This is a genomic window from Mycobacterium sp. AMU20-3851 (genome assembly GCF_043974665.1).
In the GTDB taxonomy this organism is placed as follows: Bacteria; Actinomycetota; Actinomycetes; order Mycobacteriales; family Mycobacteriaceae; genus Mycobacterium.
This window is the reverse complement of record NZ_CP146371.1, coordinates 3,685,258-3,705,371: the sequence shown is the minus strand read 5'-3', so window position 1 is coordinate 3,705,371 and position 20,114 is coordinate 3,685,258. Positions and strand designations below refer to the sequence as shown.

Annotated in this window: 21 protein-coding genes and 1 tRNA gene; 13 read left to right on the top strand and 9 right to left on the bottom strand. The window is 68.0% G+C overall.

From position 1 onward, the window contains the following. Positions 1–4: 4 nt before the first annotated feature. Positions 5–238: a DUF6480 family protein gene (locus tag V4U86_RS17830; protein ID WP_395307273.1), complete on the bottom strand. Its 234-nt coding sequence runs from the start codon at positions 236–238 to the stop codon at positions 5–7. Between the two features lie 107 nt (positions 239–345). Here V4U86_RS17830 and V4U86_RS17825 point away from each other — a divergent pair, with 107 nt between their 5' ends. Beyond that, a complete protein-coding gene (locus V4U86_RS17825) occupies positions 346–1,377 on the top strand; it encodes an ATP-dependent 6-phosphofructokinase (protein WP_395307272.1) in 1,032 nt (343 codons plus the stop codon). A gap of 59 nt (positions 1,378–1,436) precedes the next feature. Next, complete coding sequence (gene gatB, locus V4U86_RS17820) at positions 1,437–2,939, top strand: Asp-tRNA(Asn)/Glu-tRNA(Gln) amidotransferase subunit GatB (RefSeq protein WP_395307271.1); 1,503 nt, start codon at positions 1,437–1,439, stop codon at positions 2,937–2,939. 49 nt (positions 2,940–2,988) lie between these two features. Here the strand turns inward: gatB and V4U86_RS17815 are convergent, their stop codons facing one another. Beyond that, the gene (locus tag V4U86_RS17815; RefSeq protein WP_395312100.1) at positions 2,989–4,095 is read right to left on the bottom strand and encodes a PQQ-dependent sugar dehydrogenase; all 1,107 of its coding nucleotides are present in this window, start codon (positions 4,093–4,095) and stop codon (positions 2,989–2,991) included. A gap of 179 nt (positions 4,096–4,274) precedes the next feature. On the opposite strand from V4U86_RS17815, the gene V4U86_RS17810 reads away from it, so the two are divergent. After that, positions 4,275–5,093, top strand: coding sequence for a DoxX family membrane protein (locus tag V4U86_RS17810; RefSeq protein ID WP_395307270.1), 819 nt, complete (start codon positions 4,275–4,277; stop codon positions 5,091–5,093). Between the two features lie 72 nt (positions 5,094–5,165). Here V4U86_RS17810 and V4U86_RS17805 read toward each other — a convergent pair whose 3' ends face one another. Continuing rightward, entirely contained in the window at positions 5,166–5,507 is a 342-nt protein-coding gene (locus V4U86_RS17805) for a PH domain-containing protein (protein ID WP_395307269.1), read from the bottom strand. A 311-nt stretch (positions 5,508–5,818) separates the two neighbouring features. On the opposite strand from V4U86_RS17805, the gene V4U86_RS17800 reads away from it, so the two are divergent. From V4U86_RS17800 to ilvC, 3 genes are read left to right on the top strand one after another with little or no spacing between them, the layout of a single operon-like run. Then, complete coding sequence (locus tag V4U86_RS17800) at positions 5,819–7,669, top strand: acetolactate synthase large subunit (RefSeq protein ID WP_395307268.1); 1,851 nt, start codon at positions 5,819–5,821, stop codon at positions 7,667–7,669. Further along, on the top strand, positions 7,666–8,172 hold the full coding sequence (ilvN, locus tag V4U86_RS17795; RefSeq protein ID WP_395307267.1) for an acetolactate synthase small subunit: 507 nt from the start codon (positions 7,666–7,668) through the stop codon (positions 8,170–8,172). The genes V4U86_RS17800 and ilvN overlap by 4 nt, the downstream gene beginning before the upstream one ends. A gap of 54 nt (positions 8,173–8,226) precedes the next feature. Further along, the gene (gene ilvC / locus V4U86_RS17790) at positions 8,227–9,228 is read left to right on the top strand and encodes a ketol-acid reductoisomerase (protein ID WP_395312099.1); all 1,002 of its coding nucleotides are present in this window, start codon (positions 8,227–8,229) and stop codon (positions 9,226–9,228) included. Between the two features lie 57 nt (positions 9,229–9,285). On the opposite strand, the gene V4U86_RS17785 is transcribed toward ilvC, so the two are convergent. Genes V4U86_RS17785 through V4U86_RS17765 form a run of 5 tightly spaced genes read right to left on the bottom strand, consistent with a single transcriptional unit; the run spans position 9,286 to position 12,334 of the window. After that, positions 9,286–9,618, bottom strand: coding sequence for a DUF3140 domain-containing protein (locus V4U86_RS17785; protein ID WP_395307266.1), 333 nt, complete (start codon positions 9,616–9,618; stop codon positions 9,286–9,288). Then, positions 9,615–10,040 carry a hypothetical protein gene (locus tag V4U86_RS17780; protein ID WP_395307265.1) on the bottom strand — a complete coding sequence of 142 codons (426 nt, stop codon included), beginning with the start codon at positions 10,038–10,040 and terminating at the stop codon, positions 9,615–9,617. Before V4U86_RS17780 ends, V4U86_RS17785 begins: the two co-directional genes overlap by 4 nt. Further along, a complete protein-coding gene (locus V4U86_RS17775; RefSeq protein WP_395307264.1) occupies positions 10,037–10,252 on the bottom strand; it encodes a DUF2945 domain-containing protein in 216 nt (71 codons plus the stop codon). The genes V4U86_RS17780 and V4U86_RS17775 overlap by 4 nt, the downstream gene beginning before the upstream one ends. Positions 10,253–10,298: 46 nt before the next feature. After that, complete coding sequence (gene wrbA, locus V4U86_RS17770; RefSeq protein ID WP_395307263.1) at positions 10,299–10,907, bottom strand: NAD(P)H:quinone oxidoreductase; 609 nt, start codon at positions 10,905–10,907, stop codon at positions 10,299–10,301. After that, the gene (locus V4U86_RS17765) at positions 10,904–12,334 is read right to left on the bottom strand and encodes a phytoene desaturase family protein (protein WP_395312098.1); all 1,431 of its coding nucleotides are present in this window, start codon (positions 12,332–12,334) and stop codon (positions 10,904–10,906) included. The genes wrbA and V4U86_RS17765 overlap by 4 nt, the downstream gene beginning before the upstream one ends. Positions 12,335–12,434: 100 nt before the next feature. On the opposite strand from V4U86_RS17765, the gene serA reads away from it, so the two are divergent. From serA to V4U86_RS17745, 4 genes are read left to right on the top strand one after another with little or no spacing between them, the layout of a single operon-like run. Beyond that, positions 12,435–14,021, top strand: a complete 1,587-nt coding sequence (serA, locus tag V4U86_RS17760; RefSeq protein ID WP_395307262.1) for a phosphoglycerate dehydrogenase — start codon at positions 12,435–12,437, stop codon at positions 14,019–14,021. Continuing rightward, positions 14,018–15,040 (top strand): 3-isopropylmalate dehydrogenase, encoded by a 1,023-nt coding sequence (locus tag V4U86_RS17755; RefSeq protein ID WP_395307261.1) that lies wholly within the window; start codon positions 14,018–14,020, stop codon positions 15,038–15,040. Before serA ends, V4U86_RS17755 begins: the two co-directional genes overlap by 4 nt. A gap of 59 nt (positions 15,041–15,099) precedes the next feature. Next, positions 15,100–15,609, top strand: a complete 510-nt coding sequence (locus tag V4U86_RS17750; protein WP_395307260.1) for a hypothetical protein — start codon at positions 15,100–15,102, stop codon at positions 15,607–15,609. Between the two features lie 29 nt (positions 15,610–15,638). Next, positions 15,639–16,244: a dihydrofolate reductase family protein gene (locus tag V4U86_RS17745; protein WP_395307259.1), complete on the top strand. Its 606-nt coding sequence runs from the start codon at positions 15,639–15,641 to the stop codon at positions 16,242–16,244. Between the two features lie 18 nt (positions 16,245–16,262). Here the strand turns inward: V4U86_RS17745 and V4U86_RS17740 are convergent, their stop codons facing one another. Next, a complete protein-coding gene (locus V4U86_RS17740) occupies positions 16,263–17,459 on the bottom strand; it encodes an MFS transporter (RefSeq protein ID WP_395307258.1) in 1,197 nt (398 codons plus the stop codon). 130 nt (positions 17,460–17,589) lie between these two features. Here V4U86_RS17740 and V4U86_RS17735 point away from each other — a divergent pair, with 130 nt between their 5' ends. From V4U86_RS17735 to V4U86_RS17725, 3 genes are all read left to right on the top strand, one after another. Continuing rightward, positions 17,590–18,399: a fumarylacetoacetate hydrolase family protein gene (locus V4U86_RS17735; RefSeq protein ID WP_395307257.1), complete on the top strand. Its 810-nt coding sequence runs from the start codon at positions 17,590–17,592 to the stop codon at positions 18,397–18,399. 15 nt (positions 18,400–18,414) lie between these two features. Continuing rightward, on the top strand, positions 18,415–19,881 hold the full coding sequence (gltX, locus tag V4U86_RS17730; RefSeq protein WP_395307256.1) for a glutamate--tRNA ligase: 1,467 nt from the start codon (positions 18,415–18,417) through the stop codon (positions 19,879–19,881). A gap of 117 nt (positions 19,882–19,998) precedes the next feature. Beyond that, positions 19,999–20,070: transfer RNA gene (locus V4U86_RS17725), tRNA-Gln, on the top strand. The last annotated feature ends 44 nt before the right edge of the window (positions 20,071–20,114 follow it).

Here is a 20,114-nt window from a genome sequence, read left to right as displayed (position 1 = left end):
GTCCTCACATCTGGATCAGGATCGCGATGCCCGCGGCGACGAACAAGGCCACGAACAGGGCGAGCGCGACCAGGCTGACGACAGCGGTCGGGGTGAGTTTGTGGCGCGGTCGGGGCTCGGGCTCGCCGAGTCCGGAGGTCTGCGCCGAATCCGGCGGTGTGCTGCCGGGGGAGACGCCGCCGCCGGGCTCGAGGCCGGGGGTCGAGCGCGGGTCGGGGTCGGGAGGTAGGGCGGTCATGGCTGCTTTCGGTCGTCGCTTGTGCGGTTCGGGTACCCGGCAGCCGGAATCTCACACGTTGTCCGGTGACCGCGCCGGGTGGCACCGAAGCTGGCAAGATTGCGGATATGCGGATCGGAATCCTGACCGGGGGCGGTGACTGTCCGGGACTGAACGCGGTGATCCGGGCCGTGGTGCGCACCAGCGATGTGCGCTACGGATCCACGGTGGTCGGTTTCCAGGACGGCTGGCGGGGACTGCTGGAGGACCGCCGGATCCAGCTGCGCAACGACGACCGCAACGACCGCTTGCTGGCCAAGGGTGGCACCATGCTGGGCACCGCGCGGGTCAATCCGGACAAGCTGCGGGCCGGGCTGGACCAGATCAAGCAGACCCTCGAGGACAACGGCATCGACGTGTTGATCCCGATCGGTGGGGAAGGCACTCTCACCGCGGCGCACTGGCTGTCCGAGGAGAACGTCCCGGTGGTCGGGGTCCCCAAGACCATCGACAACGACATCGACTGCACGGACGTCACTTTCGGTCACGACACCGCCCTGCAGGTGGCGACCGAGGCGATCGACCGGTTGCACAGCACGGCGGAATCCCATCAGCGGGTGATGCTGGTGGAGGTGATGGGCCGCCATGCCGGCTGGATCGCGCTGAACGCCGGCCTGGCCTCCGGCGCACACATGACGTTGATCCCCGAACAGCCCTTCGACGTCGAGGAGGTCTGCCGGCTGATCAAAGCGCGCTTCGTGCGCGGGGATTCGCATTTCATCTGTGTGGTCGCCGAGGGCGCCAAACCGGCCGAGGGGTCGATGCAGTTGCGGGACGGCGGCATCGACGAGTTCGGGCACGTGCGGTTCACCGGGGTGGCCCATCAACTCGGCGTCGAGATCGAGAAGCGCATCAACAAGGAGGTCCGCACCACCGTGCTCGGCCATGTGCAGCGCGGCGGCACGCCGACCGCCTATGACCGGGTGCTGGCCACCCGGTTCGGGGTGAACGCCGCCGACGCCGCGCATGCCGGTGAGTACGGGATGATGGTCTCGCTGCGCGGGCAGGACATCGGCCGGGTGTCGCTGGCCGACGCCACCCGGCAGCTCAAGCTGGTGCCGCAGACCCGCTACGACGACGCGGCGGAGTTCTTCGGCTGACAGCGCTTACGCCCACTAGGGCGTTCTCGGCCTGACCGGCCCCCACTAGGATCGGTGCCATGTCTGTCGATACCGCCGAACTTCTGGACTACGACGAGGTCATCGCCGAGTTCGATCCCGTGATGGGCATGGAAGTGCACGTCGAGTTGTCCACCGCCACCAAGATGTTCTGCCCGTGCGCGAACCGGTTCGGCGCCGAACCCAACACCCAGGTGTGCCCGGTGTGCCTCGGACTGCCCGGGTCGCTGCCGGTGCTCAACCAGGCCGCGGTGGAATCGGCGATCCGCATCGGGCTGGCGCTCAACTGCGATATCGCGCCCTGGGGCCGGTTCGCCCGGAAGAACTACTTCTACCCGGATCAGCCGAAGAACTACCAGATCAGCCAGTACGACGAGCCGATCGCCGTCAACGGCTACCTGGATGTCCCGCTGGAGGACGGCAGCACCTGGCGGATCGAGATCGAGCGCGCGCACATGGAGGAGGACACCGGCAAGCTGACCCATCTGGGCAGCGACACCGGCCGGATCGCGGGGGCGACGACATCGCTGGCCGACTTCAACCGTGCGGGTGTGCCGCTCATCGAGATCGTCACCAAGCCGATCGAGGGGACCGGCGAACGTGCCCCCGAGATCGCCCGCGCGTACGTGACCGCGCTGCGCGATCTGCTGCGGGGACTGGGCGTCTCCGATGTACGGATGGATCAGGGTTCGATGCGCTGCGACTCCAACGTGTCGCTGAAGCCCAAGAGCGCAACCGAATTCGGTACCCGCACCGAGACCAAGAACGTCAACTCGCTCAAGAGCGTCGAGGTCGCGGTGCGTTACGAGATGCGTCGCCAGGCCGCCGTGTTGCGTGCCGGGGGCACCGTCACGCAGGAGACCCGGCACTTCCACGAGGACGGGCACACCACCGCGGGCCGCAGCAAGGAGACCGCGCAGGACTACCGGTACTTCCCGGAGCCCGATCTGGAACCGGTGGCGCCCTCGACCGAGCTGGTCGAGCAGCTGCGCGCCACCATCCCCGAGCTTCCGTGGTTGTCGCGCAAGCGCGTTCAGCAGGAGTGGGGCATCTCCGACGAGGTGATGCGCGACCTGGTCAACAACGGGGCGATCGACCTGGTGGCCGCGACGGTGGCACAGGGCGCCTCCAGTGAGGCCGCCCGCGCCTGGTGGGGCAACTTCCTGGTGCAGAAGGCCAATGAGAAAGAGCTCGACCTGGAAGCGCTGCCCATCACGCCCGCCCAGGTGGCCGCGGTGGTGAAGCTGGTCGACGACGGCAAGCTGTCGAACAAGCTGGCCCGTCAGGTCATCGAAGGTGTGCTGGCCGGCGAGGGCGAACCCGAGCAGGTGATGAACGACCGCGGTCTGGTTGTGGTGCGCGACGATTCGTTGATCCAGGCCGCCATCGATGAAGCTCTCGCGGCTCAACCCGACATCGCCGAGAAGATCCGTGGCGGCAAGGTTGCGGCGGCCGGCGCGATCGTCGGTGCGGTCATGAAGGCGACCAAGGGCCAGGCCGACGCCGCCCGGGTGCGCGAACTGGTGCTCGCCGCCTGCAGCTAGCCGGCACGTTCGGCGCGTTCACCGGTAGCCGGTGAACGCGCCGAACCCGTCAGGTCTTGTCGGCGTTGCTGCGCGGGAATCCGCCGCCGGACGGGAACAGCGGGAAGACCACGTCGTCATGGCTTTCCGCATCCCCGGCGGTCCTGTTCACCGTGGCACCCCAGATGTTGCCGTCCGGGGACACCGCCAGCGCCCACGCGTGGCCGTGCGTGTCCTGGCGGACCACCTCGGGTTCCCCGGTGACCGCGCCGGTGTCCGGGGCGAGTCGCAGCGCCACGGTCTGCTTGGTGTTCACCAGGTTCACCAGCACGGTGCCGTCCAGCGCGGCGCAGCCGGCGACGCCGGGACGGTCCGGCCAGGTCCACACCGTGGAGACCACGGAATCCTTGGTGATGCGCTGGACCCGGTCCGCCGTCGGGCCCCGGTCGGTGACATACAGCGACCCGTCGGACGGGTCGACGCACATGCTGCCGCCGGCGCCCAGCCCGGACAACGCGGTGGTCTGCGGTGCCTGGTCGACGGTGGTCGGCTGCTCGATGCGCAGCACCTTGCCCGCCATCGATCCCGGATCGTTGGCCAGACCCGGGTTGCCGGCGTCCCCGGTGAGCACCAGCAGGGTGGTCGGGCTGGTGAACACCAGCGCACCCGCATTGCCGGTCGCGCCCTTCGGGATCCCGGTGAGGATCGGCTTGGGCGGGTCGCCGTCGGCGATGCGGACCACCCGGTTGTCGGTCGGCGTGCTGATGTAGGCGTACATCAGCCTGTCCTGCTGATAGGTGGGGGATTTGACGATGTCGAGCAGCCCGCCGTCGCCGGCCGGGTCGACCGGGATGACCATCTCGACCACCGGCTCCGCCCGTGTCGCGACCTTCTTGACCGCACCGGTGGTGCGCTCGGCGACCAGGGCCGACTGACTGTCGGCGCCCATGATGAGACCGCTGGTGCTCTCCAGGCAGCCCTGCAGCACGCCGGTCGCCTTGCACTCCTTGGGGAACGGTGTGGCCGGCAGCGGCGGCGGTGGCTCGGGCTTGGTGGCCGGAGGGGGCGCCATCTGCGGCTCGGTGGTGAACGGTTGCGACTGGGTGTCGTCGAAGCGCGCGCATCCCGACCCGACCAGCATTGCCGCGCACAGCAGCACAGCCAGTCGCACCGGCATGCTTCGCGTCGGTCCGCCCACACTCATGCAGGCCAGGTTACGGATCCTCACCCGGTGCGCGCCACGAAGGTCGCCCGGTGACCGGCCGTGTGTCACAACTCGGCAACGGTGTGGATACGCTGCGCAAAGCGCCGCGCCAATCCGTTGTTCTGCGCAGAGTTGCACTTACCCTGGCTTGCGTGACCGCTGAATCTCAGAACCTGACCGACTGGCAACGGCCGGCGTCGGCGCAGTTGGTCGACCCTGAAGAGGATCTGCCCTCGTCGAGCTACGGGGGCGACTTCGAAACCACCGCCATCCCGCGCTACGACACCGGGGCGGCGAAACCCGAGCAGCCCGCGTTCGCGCTGCTCAACGATCCCGAACCGCTGCCCTACGTCTCCCCGGTGCAGCCCAACCCGTACTCGGCGCCGCCCGTGGTGCCGACCGAGATCGGCCCGCACGACGCTGACCAGCAGATCCGCGCCGCGGGTCGGCGCGGTACCACCGACCTCGGATTGCTGCTGCTGCGTGTCGGGCTGGGCGCCCTGCTGATCGTGCACGGCCTGCAGAAGATCTTCGGCTGGTGGGGCGGTGCGGGCCTGAACGGCTTCGAGAGCTCGCTGTCCGAACTCGGCTATCAGCACGCCGGTCTGCTCACCTACGTCGGGGCCGGAGCCCAGATCGCCGCCGGTCTGCTGCTGGTGCTGGGCCTGTTCACCCCGCTCGCGGCGGCCGCCGCGCTGGCATACCTGGTCAACGCGCTGCTGGCGTCCATCGCCGCCGAACCCGGGGTGAGTTTCGCCGACTTCGTCATCCCGACCGGCCACGAGCACCAGGTCAGCCTGGTGCTGGTCGCCGCGGCGCTGACCCTGACCGGTCCGGGCCGCTACGGCCTGGACGCCGGTCGCGGCTGGGCCCGCCGGCCCTTCGTCGGCTCGTTCCTGGCGCTGCTGCTCGGTGTCGGTGTGGGCGTCGGCATGTGGGTGCTGCTCAACGGCACCAACCCGCTGGGCTGAGGCACTTCTCGCGAGATCGACGTTTTTGTGGTCAAACCCTCGGGCAGATCGCAAAAACGTCGGTCTCGCGCTTTATTCGTAGGGGTTCGGAACGCGGCCGCCGCTGGCCGCGGTGAGCAGCGGCAGTGTCGCGAACGTCACTGCGGGCAGCGTGATCTCGCCGCCGTCGGTCAGCTTCGCCCGGGCCCACGAGGACCGGGTGAAGCGCAGACCCTCGATCCGTGTCCAGGGCACCGTCCGGCTGTGCAGCAGGGTGCGTGCGGTCACCTCATCGCGGCCGGCGACCGTGCGGTAACGGGCGATGGTCACCGAGGCAAGCACCGGAAACACGATCAGGATCCAGCTCCAGGACGGCAGCGCGTAGATCAGCGCGAAGATTCCGAGAGTCAGAAAACCGACCGCTATGTGGGCCATCGGGGAGATGCGAATTACGAGCGGAGAGGGCTGACTCACCGGGACATCTTCGCATCGCCGCCCGTGAGCGGTTCCGGGTGCGGGTGCAATTTGACCTTTGAGCAGTGCGGCGGCTACCGTCAGGGTCTATGTACACCCCGGACAAGCTCGTAGTAATTGGTTGGCGCGTTGATGCCGCGCTAGCTCTCTGCCGGGCTTAGCCAACAGCATCGACGCGCCAACCCTCGTACAGCGGACTCCGCTGACGGGGGTTTTTTGCTGTCACCGAACGTCACAACATCACCGGAACCAACCCGAATAACGAGGAAAAAGTGAGCGCACCCACCACGCGGCCGCCGGAACCCACCCAGCGCGCGAACGGCGTCCAGGCCTCCGCCAAGGCCGACCAGAAGGCCAATGTTGTTGCACCGGAACAGATGACGGGCGCGCAGTCGGTGGTGCGGTCGCTCGAGGAGATCGGTGTCGAGGTGATCTTCGGCATCCCCGGCGGTGCCGTGCTGCCGGTCTACGACCCGCTCTATGACTCCGAGAAGCTGCGCCACGTGCTGGTGCGCCACGAGCAGGGCGCCGGCCATGCGGCCAGCGGTTACGCCCACGCCACCGGCAAGGTCGGTGTGATGATGGCGACCTCCGGCCCGGGTGCGACGAACCTGATCACCCCGCTGGCCGATGCCCAGATGGACTCCATCCCGGTCGTGGCCATCACGGGCCAGGTCGGACGGTCCCTGATCGGCACCGACGCCTTCCAGGAAGCCGACATCACCGGCATGACCATGCCGGTCACCAAGCACAACTTCCTGGTGCGCAGCGGCGACGACATCCCGCGGGTGATCGCCGAGGCCTTCCACATCGCGCAGAGCGGACGGCCCGGAGCCGTCCTCGTCGACGTCCCCAAGGACATCCTGCAGGGTCAGTGCACCTTCGCCTGGCCCCCGGTGATGGACCTGCCCGGCTACAAGCCGAACACCAAGCCGCACAGCCGTCAGGTGCGCGAGGCGACCAAGCTGATCGCCGAGGCCCGCAAGCCGGTGCTCTATGTGGGCGGCGGTGTCATCCGGGGCAACGCCAGCGCCGAACTGATGGAACTGGCCGAGCTGACCGGCATCCCGGTCGTCACCACGCTGATGGCGCGCGGTGCGTTCCCGGACAGCCACCCGCAGCACATGGGCATGCCCGGTATGCACGGCTCGGTGTCCGCGGTCGCCGCGTTGCAGAAGAGCGATCTGCTGATCGCGCTGGGCACCCGATTCGACGACCGCGTCACCGGGCAGCTGGAATCCTTCGCCCCGGACGCGAAGGTGATCCACGCCGACATCGACCCCGCCGAGATCGGCAAGAACCGGCACGCCGACGTGCCGATCGTCGGTGACGTGCGCAACGTCCTGGCCGAACTGTTGGAGGCGCTGCGCCGCGCCGGCACCACCCGCGATGCGCTGGAGCTCGACGCCTGGTGGGAGTACCTGAACAGCATCAAGGCGACCTACCCGCTGAGCTACGGCCCGCAGAGCGACGGCAGCCTGAGCCCCGAGTTCGTCATCGAGAAGCTGGGCCAGATCGCCGGACCCGAGGCGGTGTACGTCGCCGGCGTCGGACAGCACCAGATGTGGGCCGCGCAGTTCGTGAAGTACGAGAACCCCAAGACCTGGCTGAACTCCGGCGGTCTGGGCACCATGGGCTACGCGATCCCGGCGGCGATGGGCGCCAAGTTCGCCCGGCCCGAGGCCGAGGTGTGGGCCATCGACGGTGACGGCTGCTTCCAGATGACCAATCAGGAACTGGCCACCTGCGCGCTGGAGGGTGCCCCGATCAAGGTCGCCCTGATCAACAACGGCAACCTGGGCATGGTGCGGCAGTGGCAGACGCTGTTCTACGAGCAGCGCTACAGCCAGACCAACCTGTCCACGCACAGCCACCGGATCCCGGACTTCGTGAAGCTGGCCGAGGCGCTGGGTTGTGTCGGATTGCGTTGTGAGCGTGCCGAAGACGTCGAGGACGTGATCAACCAGGCACGTGCCATCAACGACCGTCCGGTGGTCATCGATTTCGTCGTCGGCGCCGACGCCCAGGTGTGGCCGATGGTCGCCGCCGGCACCAGCAACGACGAGATCCAGGCCGCCCGCGGCATCCGTCCGCTGTTCGATTCCGAGGAGGGACACGCGTGACCATCTCCACCCACACCCTGTCGGTGCTCGTCGAGGACAAACCCGGCGTGCTCGCGCGCGTCGCGGCGCTGTTCTCCCGGCGCGGCTTCAACATCCAGAGCCTCGCCGTCGGCGCCACCGAGCAGAAGCACCTGTCCCGGATGACGATCGTCGTCGAGGTCGAGGACTTCCCCCTGGAGCAGGTCACCAAGCAGCTCAACAAGCTGATCAACGTGATCAAGATCGTCGAGCAGGACGAGAGCCAGTCGGTGTCGCGCGAACTCGCGCTGATCAAGGTGCGTACCGATTCGGCCACCCGCAGCCAGGTGATCGAAGCGGTTAATCTGTTCCGGGCAAAGGTGGTGGACGTGTCCACCGAGTCGCTGACCATCGAGGCCACCGGGACCCCCGAGAAGCTCGAGGCGTTCCTGCGAGTGCTCGAGCCGTACGGTATTCGGGAGATCGTGCAGTCCGGCATCGTCTCGTTGTCGCGCGGGCCGCGCGGTATCGGCACCGCAAAATAGCTCCAAAGTACGAATCACAAAGACAGAAGAGAAGGAAATTCAGTGGCAATCGAACTGTTCTACGACGACGACGCGGATCTGTCGATCATTCAGGGCCGCAAGGTCGCGGTGATCGGCTACGGCAGCCAGGGCCATGCCCACTCGCTGTCGCTGCGCGACTCGGGCGTGCAGGTCAAGGTCGGCCTGAAGGAGGGCTCGAAGTCCCGCGTCAAGGTCGAGGAGCAGGGCCTGGAGGTCGACACCCCGGCCGCCGTGGCCAAGTGGGCCGACGTGATCATGGTGCTCGCCCCCGACACCGCGCAGGCCGAGATCTTCGCCAACGACATCGAGCCCAACCTGGAGGACGGTAACGCGCTGTTCTTCGGCCACGGCCTCAACATCCACTTCGGCCTGATCAAGCCGGCCGAGAACATCACCATCGGCATGGTCGCCCCCAAGGGCCCCGGCCACCTGGTGCGCCGCCAGTTCGTCGACGGCAAGGGTGTGCCCTGCCTGATCGCCATCCACCAGGATCCCAAGGGTGAGGGCCAGGCGCTGGCGTTGTCGTATGCGTCCGCCATCGGCGGCGGCCGGGCCGGCGTCATCAAGACCACCTTCAAGGAAGAGACCGAGACCGACCTGTTCGGTGAGCAGGCCGTGCTGTGCGGTGGCACCGAGGAACTGGTCAAGGCCGGGTTCGAGGTCATGGTCGAGGCCGGCTACGCCCCGGAGATGGCCTACTTCGAGGTGCTGCACGAGCTCAAGCTCATCGTCGACCTGATGTACGAGGGTGGCATCGCCCGGATGAACTACTCGGTGAGTGACACCGCAGAGTTCGGTGGCTACCTGTCGGGCCCGCGGGTTATCGACGCCGACACCAAGAAGCGCATGCAGGACATCCTCAAGGACATCCAGGACGGCACCTTCGTCAAGCGCCTCGTCGCCAACGTCGAGGGCGGCAACAAGGAGCTGGAGGGTCTGCGCAAGGAGAACGCCGAGCACCCGATCGAGGTCACCGGCAAGAAGCTGCGCGACCTGATGAGCTGGGTCGACCGGCCGATCACCGAAACTGCCTAGTTCCACCTCCGATTTGCGCACATTTACCGGCGGTCACCGCCGGTAAATGTGCGCTTTTCACGTCTTGGTGGGGTCGTGGCCCCAGTTCATCAACGAATACCGCCAGGCGCTGTCCTGCACATCGCCTCCGGGCCGTTGTGCAAGGTGGCGCCGGCAGTAGCCGACGACCTTGCGCATGTGTGCGTAGTCAGCCTCGGACAGGTCGGCTTTCTTGGACTTCAAAATGGACACGATGCGCCGGCCGCTCTCGTGGCCCGTCGATTCGCCACCGCCGTCCTTCTGCCCGACGGCCTTGGATTCGTCTGACTTCAGCCATTTTTCGAGTTCGCCCGCCGTCATGTTGACGACATCGTGGAATTCTATCCAGGTGTCCTGATCGTCATCGCTCACGGTGTCGCCTCGTGGCCGTCGCGGTGCTTGGTCCGCCGGTCTTCCTTCATTTCCGCCTCGAACACGTGGCGCCGGCCCGCCATCAGTTCGTCACGAACCCTTTTCTCGTGTTCACGCAGCCGCGACCAGTAGTCATCGTCGAACTCCTCGACGACCTGAAAGGTCCACCGTCCGCGGATCACGTTGCGGCCCACCATATCCTCGGTGAGCCGGTCGGCGATCTCGGCGTGCCCGGCATCGCGTAGGGCATCGGCCGCCTCGCCGAGCAGCAGATCGGCGTGGCCCATCAACTGGTGAAACGAGTACAGATGCCCGCGGGCCCGCTCGACGTATTCCAGCGACTCGGACACCTTCCCGACGGCCTCGACGGTGTCATCGGAGGTGCCGTCCGGGCGGGCATGCGCATCGTCGAGCCTGGTCATGACGAACGCTTCTTGAGCGACTCGGGTTTGTGTACGGCGTCGCGACCGCTCTTGTCGCTGGTCACCCGGTACTGCGGTTCGTCCTTGCTCGCCGATACCTTGCGCCCGGCCGCCTCGGTCTCGGAGGTGATCTTCTCCTCGACCGTGCCGGGCACTGTGGTGCCGTGGCTCTGCCACGACACCTTGTCGCCTTTTCTCAAACCGTCGCCCATGCGCCGTGGTGTACCCGGCTTGCGGGGATTTCAGACTTGCGGTTCGTCAGGCCAGCCGTGCCGCGACACCGACCACCCGCCGGGCCAGATGGTCGAGGGCGTCGTTGGTCGCGTCGTCGAAGGTGGTGATGTTCTCCCGGTTGGCGATCAGCCCCACCCCGTAGGGGTTTCCGTCGACGAACTTCACCGGGTCGGTGTAACCGGGCGCCACGATGATCCCGCCGAAGTGCATCAGCGTCACATACAGATTGAGCAGGGTGGATTCCTGACCGCCGTGCGCGGTCTGGGTCGAGGTGAAACCCGCGTACACCTTGTCGGCCAGCTTGCCCTGCGACCACAACCCGCCGAGCGAGTCCAGGAACACCCGCAGTGGTGCGGCGGGGGAGCCGAATCGGGTAGGGGAGCCGAAGATCACCGCGTCCGCCCACACGATGTCCTCACCGGTCGCGGCCGGCTTGCCAAGGTGGGCTTGGTAGTTCGCGGTCCACGCGGGGTTGTGCGCGAACGACTCGGGGTCGGCGGTCTCGGCGGCATGGCGCAGCCGCACCTCGGCACCGGCGGCCTCGGCCGCGGCGGCCACCCGGGCCGCCATCGAGGTGCCGTGCCCGGTGGCCGAGTAGTAGATGACAGCGAGTTTCGGATCGGCGGAAGTCATGGCGTCAGCTTAGGGAGATCGCGGATACCGAACTCGCGTTTGAGCACTGTGCGCGCCGCGTAGAAGCCGGCCATGCCGTGCACCCCACCGCCCGGTGGGGCTGCCGAAGAACACAGGTAGGCCTTCGGGATCGGGGTGGACCACGGGTTGATCCGCGGTGTGGGGCCCGCGATGGCACTGCGCATGTTGTTGCCGCCGACGCCGATGTCACCGCCGACCAGGTTGGCGTTGTGCTCGGACAGGCGGGCGGCGGGCACGCTGCGCACCGCGACCACCACGTCGCGGAAACCCGGGGCGAAGCGCTCGAAGATCCCGGTGACGGTCTCGGCCATGTCCACCGTCGATCCGGCCGGTACGTGCGCATAGGCCCACAGTGGTCGCCGGCCCTGGGCGTCGATGCGGCCCGGGTCGGCGATGTGCGGCAGCGCGGCCAACACCATCGGCCATTCGGGGTGTCGCCCGGCGGCGATCTCGGCCTCGGCCAGTGCCATCTGGGACCGGCTGCCACCGAGATGCAATGTCGGGGCCAGATTCAGGCGCGTGTCGCTCCAGGGCACCTCACCGGACAACACGAAATCGACCTTGGCCACACCCGGCCCATAGCGGTAGTGGCGCAAGGCTTTTGCATAACGCGGCGATAGCGACGCACCGTAGATGGACAGCAGCGCAGTCGGTGCGGTGTCGTAGAGGACCACCCCGCCCGGCGGTGCGGTGACTTCCTCTCCGAGCACCAGTTCCCCGCCGTGCGCTTGCAGATCGGCGATCAGCGCATCCGGGATGGCCTGTGAGCCGCCGACCGGGATCGGCCAGCCCACCGCATGGGCGAGGGTGGCCAGCATCAGTCCCGCGCCGGAGGCCACCAGCGACGGCATCTGCGAAATGGTATGTGCGGCAACGCCGGTGAACAATGCTCGGGCGTCCTCACCCTTCAGGGTCCCCCACAGCGGGCCGCCCTGAGCCAGTAGCCGGGGCGCCACCTTGAGTGCGGCGGGAATCGACGGCGGAATGGACCGCTTGTCGCCGAGCAGTAGTCCGACGACGCCGTCGACGTCGTCGGACAGCGGGCCGAGCAACCGGCGCCACGAGTCCCCGTCGGACAGTTCGGCGCAGGTGCGCGATATGTCGCGGTAGCCGACGGCGGCGGGCCGGTCGGTCAACGGATTGGCATACGAGATGTCGGGCACCGACAGCTGCACCCCGCGGGCGGGCAGGTCGTAGTCGGCGAAGAACGGCGAGGCCAGCGCCAGCGGGTGCACCGCCGAGCAGATGTCGTGCGCGACGCCGGGGAACTCCGGGTCGGCCACGGTGCGCGCACCCCCGCCCGCGGTGCTCTGCGCCTCGATGACGCGCACGGACAGGCCCGCGCGGGCCAAGATGACGGCTGCGGTCAGGCCGTTGGGCCCGCTTCCGACGACGGTGACGTCCACCACTCCAGTAGACAGCATGTGCCGGAGTGCCTGCTCATTTCGACGCGGAAAGCCACGCGGCCTGTGGTATCGCCGACGTCACACACTAGGCTGTAACCCCGTGAGTCTTCCCGTAGTGCTGATAGCCGACAAGCTTGCCGAGTCGACCGTAGCCGCCCTCGGCGACCAGGTCGAGGTCCGCTGGGTAGACGGCCCCGACCGTCCGAAACTGCTGGCCGCCGTCGCCGACGCCGATGCCCTGTTGGTCCGCTCCGCCACCACGGTGGACGCCGAGGTCATCGCCGCCGCGCCCAAACTCAAGATCGTCGCCCGTGCCGGCGTGGGACTGGACAACGTCGACGTCGACGCGGCCACCGCGCGCGGTGTGCTGGTCGTCAACGCCCCGACCTCGAACATCCACAGCGCCGCCGAGCACGCCGTGGCCCTGCTGCTGTCGGCCGCGCGGCAGGTCCCGGCCGCGGACGCCACCCTGCGCGAACGCACCTGGAAGCGGTCGTCGTTCAACGGCACCGAGATCTTCGGCAAGACCGTCGGCGTGGTCGGGCTGGGCCGCATCGGCCAGTTGGTCGCCGCGCGGCTGGCCGCGTTCGGCACCCACGTGATCGCCTACGACCCCTACGTGTCCACGGCGCGCGCCGCGCAGATCGGTATCGAGCTGGTCGACCTGGACGAGCTGCTGGGCCGCGCGGACTTCATCTCGGTGCACCTGCCCAAGACCAAGGAGACCGCGGGCCTGCTCGGCAAGGAAAACCTCGCCAAGACCAAGCCCGGCGTCATCATCGTCAACGCCGCGCGCGGTGGTCTGATCGACGAGCAGGCCCTGGCCGACGCGATCAACAGCGGTCACGTCCGGGCCGCCGGACTCGACGTGTTCGCCACCGAGCCGTGCACCGACAGCCCGCTGTTCGATCTGCCGCAGGTCGTGGTCACCCCGCACCTGGGCGCATCGACCGCCGAGGCGCAGGACCGGGCCGGTACCGATGTGGCCGCCAGCGTGAAGCTGGCCCTGGCCGGTGAATTCGTGCCGGACGCCGTCAACGTCGGCGGCGGTGCCGTCGGCGAGGAAGTGGCGCCCTGGCTGGATCTGGTGCGCAAGCTCGGTCTGCTGGTGGGTGCGCTCTCCGATGCCGCCCCGGTGTCGCTGGCCGTCCAGGTCCGCGGCGAGCTGGCCTCTGAAGATGTGGAGATCCTGAAGCTCTCGGCGCTGCGTGGCCTGTTCTCCGCGGTCGTCGACGAGCAGGTGACCTTCGTCAACGCACCCGCCCTGGCCAAGGATCGCGGCGTCACCGCCGAGATCAGCACCGCCAGTGAGAGCCCCAACCACCGCAGCGTGGTGGACGTGCGCGCGGTGCACGCCGACGGCAGTTCCATCAACGTGGCGGGCACCCTGTCGGGTCCGCAGCTGGCGGAGAAGATCGTCCAGATCAACGGCCGTAACTTCGATCTGCGCGCCGAGGGCCACAACCTGATCGTCAATTACACCGATCAGCCGGGCGCGCTCGGCAAGATCGGCACCCTGCTCGGCGGGGCGAACGTCAACATCCTGGCCGCCCAGATGAGCCAGGACGCCAGCGGCGACAGCGCCACCGTGATGCTGCGCCTGGATACCGATGTGCCCGAAGATGTGCGCGCCGCGATCGCCTCGGCGGTCGGCGCCACCACACTGGAAGTGGTCGACCTGTCATGACATCACTGAACAAGCTCGCCGTCATCGCCGGTGATGGCATCGGCCCGGAGGTCATCGACCAGGCCCTGCGGGTGCTGGACGCCGTGCTGCCCGGGGTGAACCGCACCGAGTACGACCTGGGTGCGCGGCGTTACCACGCGTCCGGGGAGCTGCTCACCGAGGAGACCATCGACGAGCTGCGCGGCTACGACGCGATCCTGCTCGGCGCGATCGGTGACCCGTCGGTGCCCAGCGGCGTGCTGGAGCGCGGGCTGCTGCTGAAGCTGCGGTTCGCGCTCGACCATCACGTGAACCTGCGGCCCGGACGGCTGTATCCCGGTGTGGCGAGCCCGCTCTCGGGAGTGACCGGTATCGACTTCGTGGTGGTCCGCGAGGGCACCGAGGGGCCCTACACCGGTAACGGCGGTGCGCTGCGGGTCGGCACCCCGCACGAGGTGGCCACCGAGGTGAGCGTGAACACCGCCTTCGGTGTGGAGCGTGTCGTGCGGGACGCCTTCGCCCGGGCACAGTCGCGCCGCAAGCATCTGACGTTGGTGCACAAGACGAATGTGCTGACCTTCGCCGGCAGCCTGTGGTCGCGGGTGGTGGCCGAGGTAGGGGCGGAGTACCCCGACGTCGAGGTCGCCTACCAGCACATCGACGCCGCGACGATCCACATGGTGACCGATCCGGGTCGCTTCGACGTCATCGTGACCGACAACCTGTTCGGCGACATCATCACCGATCTGTCGGCGGCGGTGTGCGGCGGAATCGGGCTGGCCGCCAGCGGCAACATCGATGCGACTCGCAAGAATCCGTCGATGTTCGAGCCCGTACACGGCAGCGCGCCCGACATCGCCGGGCAGGGCATCGCCGACCCGACGGCTGCGGTGATGAGCGTGGCGCTGCTGCTCTCGCACGTCGGCGAGGACGAGGCCGCGGCGCGGGTGGACAAGGCCGTGGCCGAGCATCTCGCCACCCGCGGCGAGTCCAAGCTGTCGACCAGCGAGGTCGGCGACCGGATCCTGTCGCTGCTCTGATTGTCGAGGGTGGGTTCGCGACGCTGAGCCGGCAATGCCGGCTGTTCGCGATCGGCTCGATGTTCTTCGCCGTCGCCACCGCGCCGGGGTCGGCTGCTGTTGCCGGGCCGGGCGCGGCGAACGTGTTGTGTTTCGTGGGCTCGTGGTTCTTCACCACCGCCGCGTGGATGCAGCTCCGGCTTTCCGATCGTGGCGCCGGCTGGTGGTCGTCGGCCATCCAGTTCGCCGGCACAGCGGCGTTCAACGTCAGCACCGGGGCGTCGGTGTGGGCGCACACCATCCAGGGTGAACGGCGTTACGTGTGGGTGCCGGACGCGACCGGGTCGCTGGCCTTCCTGGTCAGCGGTGTGCTGGCGGTGACGCTCGTCGGTTGGTGGGCCCCGAAGTCCGTTGACTGGCAGGCGAGCTGGATCAACCTGGCCGGCTGCATCGCGTTCGGGGTCTCGGCGGTGGCGGCGTTCGTGCTGAAATCCGGGGTGACCGCGGATCAGTGGCTGGCCAACCTGGGTACCTTCATCGGCGCGCTGTGTTTCCTGATCGCGGCGATGCTGGTGCTGCCGCGGCGATGATTTCACCGGGCCCGCCCGGTCTACCCCTCATGGGACTCATCGACATCGAACTGTTCGCGACACTGGACCTGGTCGGGCAGGCGCCGGGCGGCCCGCAGGAGGATCCGATCGGATTCCCGTTCGGCGGCTGGCAGGCGCCGCTGAGGAACGAGATCGCCGGAGCGCAGGTAGCCACGGCCTACGAGGGCACCGATGCGCTGCTGCTCGGCCGGCGCACCTACGACATCTTCGCGGCGCACTGGCCCGGGCAGGACGGCGAATTCGGCGCGCTGTTCAATCGGATCCCGAAGTACGTGGCCTCCCGCGGCAAACCGGATCTGTCCTGGGCGGGGTCGAGCCTGCTCGGGGATGATCTGGCCGCGGCGGTGCGCGAGATCCGGGATAGGCACGCCCGGGTGAAGGTCGTCGGGAGTCTGAATCTGGTGCAGACCCTGTTGCGGGAGAAGCTCTTCGACCGCATCGACCTGTGGCTGCATCCGATCACGCTCGGCGTGGGCAAGAAGGTGTTCGACGACGGTGTGGTGCCCACCAACCTCGCGCTGTTGCAGCCGCCGGTGTCCAGTCCGGCGGGCACGGTCTACCTGCGGTACGGACTGGTCGACGGCGTCCCGGGCACCGGGGACATGGCGTCCTGAAATCCGTTGCCGTGATTGCTAAGTCGGTGTTCCGGACGGTGTGGGGTCGGCGGGCACCAGTGGGAAGGCGGCCAGCGGGAACAACGCGCAGACGGCGAAGGCAACCGGGAAGCCGGCGGCGGCGATCAGCGTGCCGAACACCGGCGCCCCGACCGCGGTGGCCAGATGCTGAGTGGTGTTCTGCGTGCCCAGCGCGCGTCCGCTCCAGAACGGTCCGGCGATCTCGGCGATCGCGGTGAAGGCCAAACCGTTGTCGGACACCGTGACAACCGAGGCGACGATCATCAGGGCGACGGCGATCGGCGAATCCAGTGTGTCGGTCACCGCCAGCAACGCCATCGTCACCGCCGCGGCCGCCGCGATGGACCGGATGGGCCGCAGCCGGGATCCGACGATGTCCGACCATCGCCCCGCCGCGATCCGCCCGCCCGCGCCGAGTACCTGCGCGACCGTGACCAGGGCGCCCGCCGATGCCGCCGACCAACCGCGTTCGGTCATCAGCCAGACCAGGGTGAAGGTCCAGATGAAGCCCTGCGGAATCACCAGCAACACCGAGACGGCGTGGATGCGCCACAGCATCGACGAGCCGCGGTAGGGGTTGGCCAGGTGTTCCGGCGGTGCGTCGTCACGGTGCGGCCGCGGCGGATCCAGCACGCCGACGGCGCAGATGAGCGCCGACAACACGCACACCGCCGCGGGAAACAGCAGGGCGGTGGCCACCCCGTGGCTCTCGGCGAGCCGGGGGATGACCAAGGCGCCCAGTCCGACTCCCAGCGGGGTGGCGGTCTGGCGGATCCCCATGGCCAGGCCGCGCTGTTCGGGCGGGAACCAGCCGACGACCACCCGCCCGCTGGCCGAATTGCTGCTGGCCGCGGCCATCCCGCCGAGAAGCAGGAACGCGCCGACCGCGAACAGGGAGTCCGCCGAGGCGGCGCCGAACGCGAATGCGGCCGTCAGCGCGGAGCCCACGGTCAGCACGATCCGTTCACCGACCCGGTCGACCAGCCAGCCCCAGGCGATCAGGGTCAGCACCAAACCGAAACTCGGCATGGCCGCGAGCAGTCCGGCCGCGGCGAGGTCCACGCCGCGTTCGCTGTGCAGCGTCGGGATGAGGAAGGCGGCGCCGTTGATGAACACGTTGGCGCATGTCGTGGCTGTGAGTGCGATCACCAGCATCGACCACCGCCGCGCGGTGCCGATCGATGCGGTGCCCATGACGGCCATCGTGCCACGGGAATCTCAAAATATTGAACTCGTATCCCACTATATGAAACGGATGGGCGGTGTGGAGCGGCGGACCGACGCCGGGCGCCGAACCGTGGCGGGGCGTCATTAGGCTGGACCAATGCGCCTCGGTCGAATCGCCAGTCCTGACGGGGTCGCCTTCGTGGTCATCGAGGGCGACTCGAACTCCGATGCGGTGTGCCGCGAGATTGCCGAGCAGTATCTGTCGCGCAATCCCACGTTCACCGGCCGCAGTTGGCCGCTGGCCGACGTGCGGCTGCTGGCCCCGATCCTGGCCAGCAAGGTGATCTGCATGGGCAAGAACTACGCCGCGCACGCCCGCGAGATGGGTGGCGAACCGCCGGAGGATCCGGTGATCTTCCTCAAGCCCAACACCGCCATCATCGGCCCCAATGTGCCGATCCAGTTGCCGGCCGACGCTCACCCGGTGCACCACGAGGGTGAGTTGGTGGCGGTGATCGAACGGCCCTGCAAGGACGTGCCCGCGGCCAAGGCCGCCGACTACATCCTCGGCTACACCATCGCCAACGATGTGTCCGCGCGCGACCAGCAGAAGAAGGACGGCCAGTGGATGCGGGCCAAGGGGCATGACACCTTCTGCCCGGTCGGACCCTGGATCGAGACGGCCGTGGATCCCTCCGATCTCGATCTGCGGACCGAGGTCATGCGCCAGGGCGACGATTCGAAACCCGAGGTCGAGGTCCGTCAGCAGTCCAACACCTCGCTGCTGCTGCACGATGTGGGCGCGATCGTCGAATGGGTGTCGGCGGTCATGACGCTGCTGCCCGGCGACCTCATCCTCACCGGAACCCCGGAGGGTGTCGGCCCGATCGAGGATGGCGACACCGTCAGCATCACCATCGAGGGAATCGGCACGCTCTCCAACCCCGTTGTGCGCAAGCAGAAATAAAGGACCAAGGAAAAAATGACATCCGCCACTGATGCCGTCCGGGTACGGTTCTGCCCTTCTCCGACGGGCACCCCGCACGTCGGGTTGGTGCGCACCGCGTTGTTCAACTGGGCCTACGCGCGGCACACCGGCGGCACCTTCGTGTTCCGCATCGAGGACACCGACGCCGCCCGCGACACCCAGGAAAGCTACGACGCCATCCTGGACGCGCTGCGCTGGCTCGGGCTGGACTGGGATGAGGGCCCCGAGGTCGGCGGCCCGCACGAGCCGTACCGGCAGTCGCAGCGCTCGGACCTGTATCGGGATGTGATCGCCAAACTGCTCGCCGCGGGGGAGGTCTACGAGGCCTACTCGACGCCCGAAGAGGTCGAGGCCCGGCACCTCGCGGCCGGCCGCAATCCCAAACTGGGCTATGACAACCACGACCGCGATCTCACCGACGAGCAGCGGGCGGCGTTCGCCGCCGAGGGACGTAAGCCGGTACTCCGGTTGCGGATGCCCGACCAGGACCTGACCTGGACCGACCTGGTGCGCGGGGAGACCACCTTCGCCGCCGGGGTGGTGCCCGATTTCGCCATCACCCGCGCCAACGGCGATCCGCTCTACACCTTGGTCAATCCCGTCGACGACGCATTGATGAAGATCACACATGTACTGCGCGGTGAGGACCTGCTGCCGTCCACCCCGCGGCAGATCGCCCTGTACCAGGCGCTGATCCGCATCGGAGTCGCCGACCGGATCCCCGAGTTCGCGCACCTGCCAAGCGTTCTGGGCGAGGGCAACAAGAAGCTGTCCAAGCGCGACCCGCAGTCGAACCTGTTCCTGCACCGCGACCGGGGATTCATCCCGGAGGGGCTGCTGAACTATCTGGCGCTGCTGGGCTGGGGGATCGCCGACGATCACGACCTGTTCAGCCTCGATGAGATGGTGGCCGCGTTCGACGTCGTCAACGTCAACTCCAACCCGGCCCGCTTCGACCAGAAGAAGGCCGACGCGATCAACGCCGAGCACATCCGGCTGCTGGCGGCAGAGGACTTCACCGCGCGGTTGCGGGCCTACCTCGATGCCCACGGGCACGACACCGGCCTGGACGACGCCGCCTTCGCCGAAGCCGCGGCGCTGGTGCAGACCCGCATCGTGGTGCTCGGCGACGCGTGGGATCTGTTGAAGTTCTTCGACGATGGCTCCTACGTCCTCGACGAGAAGGCCGCGGCCAAGGAACTCAAGCCCGAGGCGGCGCCGGTGCTGGACGCCGCGCTGACGGCCCTGGAGGCCGCGCCGCAGTGGTCCACCGCGGCGATCGAGGAAGCACTCAAGACGGCGCTGCTGGACGGGCTGGAGCTCAAACCCCGGAAGGCCTTCGGTCCGATCCGGGTCGCGGTCACCGGGTCGACGGTCAGCCCGCCGCTGTTCGAGTCCCTGGAACTGCTCGGTCGCGAGCGCAGTTTGGCCCGGTTGCGCGCCGCAAGGGGAGGGGTGTGAAAAGTGGTCCGGAATCTTTGGTAGTCTGCTCGTCGGCCCGGAAAGCAGAGCGGAGAGTCGGACCGCCGCGCTGAAAGAGCCAAAAAGATGCCTTGAGCTGCAGCGATAGGCATCAAATGGGGTATGGTGTAATTGGCAACACTAGGGATTCTGATTCCCTCATTCTAGGTTCGAGTCCTGGTACCCCAGCTGTCCGGCCCGGAGCAGCGGATTAGGTGAGCACGACCGCCTGA

Bases quoted from the DNA above. Each gene is read 5' to 3' on its own strand.
- V4U86_RS17805 (WP_395307269.1), bottom strand. From the start codon at position 5,507: ATGGCCCACATAGCGGTCGGTTTTCTGACTCTCGGAATCTTCGCGCTG.
- V4U86_RS17830 (WP_395307273.1), bottom strand. From the start codon at position 238: ATGACCGCCCTACCTCCCGACCCCGACCCGCGCTCGACCCCCGGCCTC.
- V4U86_RS17740 (WP_395307258.1), bottom strand. From the start codon at position 17,459: ATGGGCACCGCATCGATCGGCACCGCGCGGCGGTGGTCGATGCTGGTG.
- V4U86_RS17735 (WP_395307257.1), top strand. From the start codon at position 17,590: ATGCGCCTCGGTCGAATCGCCAGTCCTGACGGGGTCGCCTTCGTGGTC.
- V4U86_RS17780 (WP_395307265.1), bottom strand. From the start codon at position 10,040: ATGACCAGGCTCGACGATGCGCATGCCCGCCCGGACGGCACCTCCGAT.
- V4U86_RS17755 (WP_395307261.1), top strand. From the start codon at position 14,018: ATGACATCACTGAACAAGCTCGCCGTCATCGCCGGTGATGGCATCGGC.
- V4U86_RS17825 (WP_395307272.1), top strand. From the start codon at position 346: ATGCGGATCGGAATCCTGACCGGGGGCGGTGACTGTCCGGGACTGAAC.
- V4U86_RS17750 (WP_395307260.1), top strand. From the start codon at position 15,100: ATGTTCTTCGCCGTCGCCACCGCGCCGGGGTCGGCTGCTGTTGCCGGG.
- V4U86_RS17815 (WP_395312100.1), bottom strand. From the start codon at position 4,095: ATGCCGGTGCGACTGGCTGTGCTGCTGTGCGCGGCAATGCTGGTCGGG.
- V4U86_RS17775 (WP_395307264.1), bottom strand. From the start codon at position 10,252: ATGGGCGACGGTTTGAGAAAAGGCGACAAGGTGTCGTGGCAGAGCCAC.
- gatB (WP_395307271.1), top strand. From the start codon at position 1,437: ATGTCTGTCGATACCGCCGAACTTCTGGACTACGACGAGGTCATCGCC.
- gltX (WP_395307256.1), top strand. From the start codon at position 18,415: ATGACATCCGCCACTGATGCCGTCCGGGTACGGTTCTGCCCTTCTCCG.
- V4U86_RS17745 (WP_395307259.1), top strand. From the start codon at position 15,639: ATGGGACTCATCGACATCGAACTGTTCGCGACACTGGACCTGGTCGGG.
- wrbA (WP_395307263.1), bottom strand. From the start codon at position 10,907: ATGACTTCCGCCGATCCGAAACTCGCTGTCATCTACTACTCGGCCACC.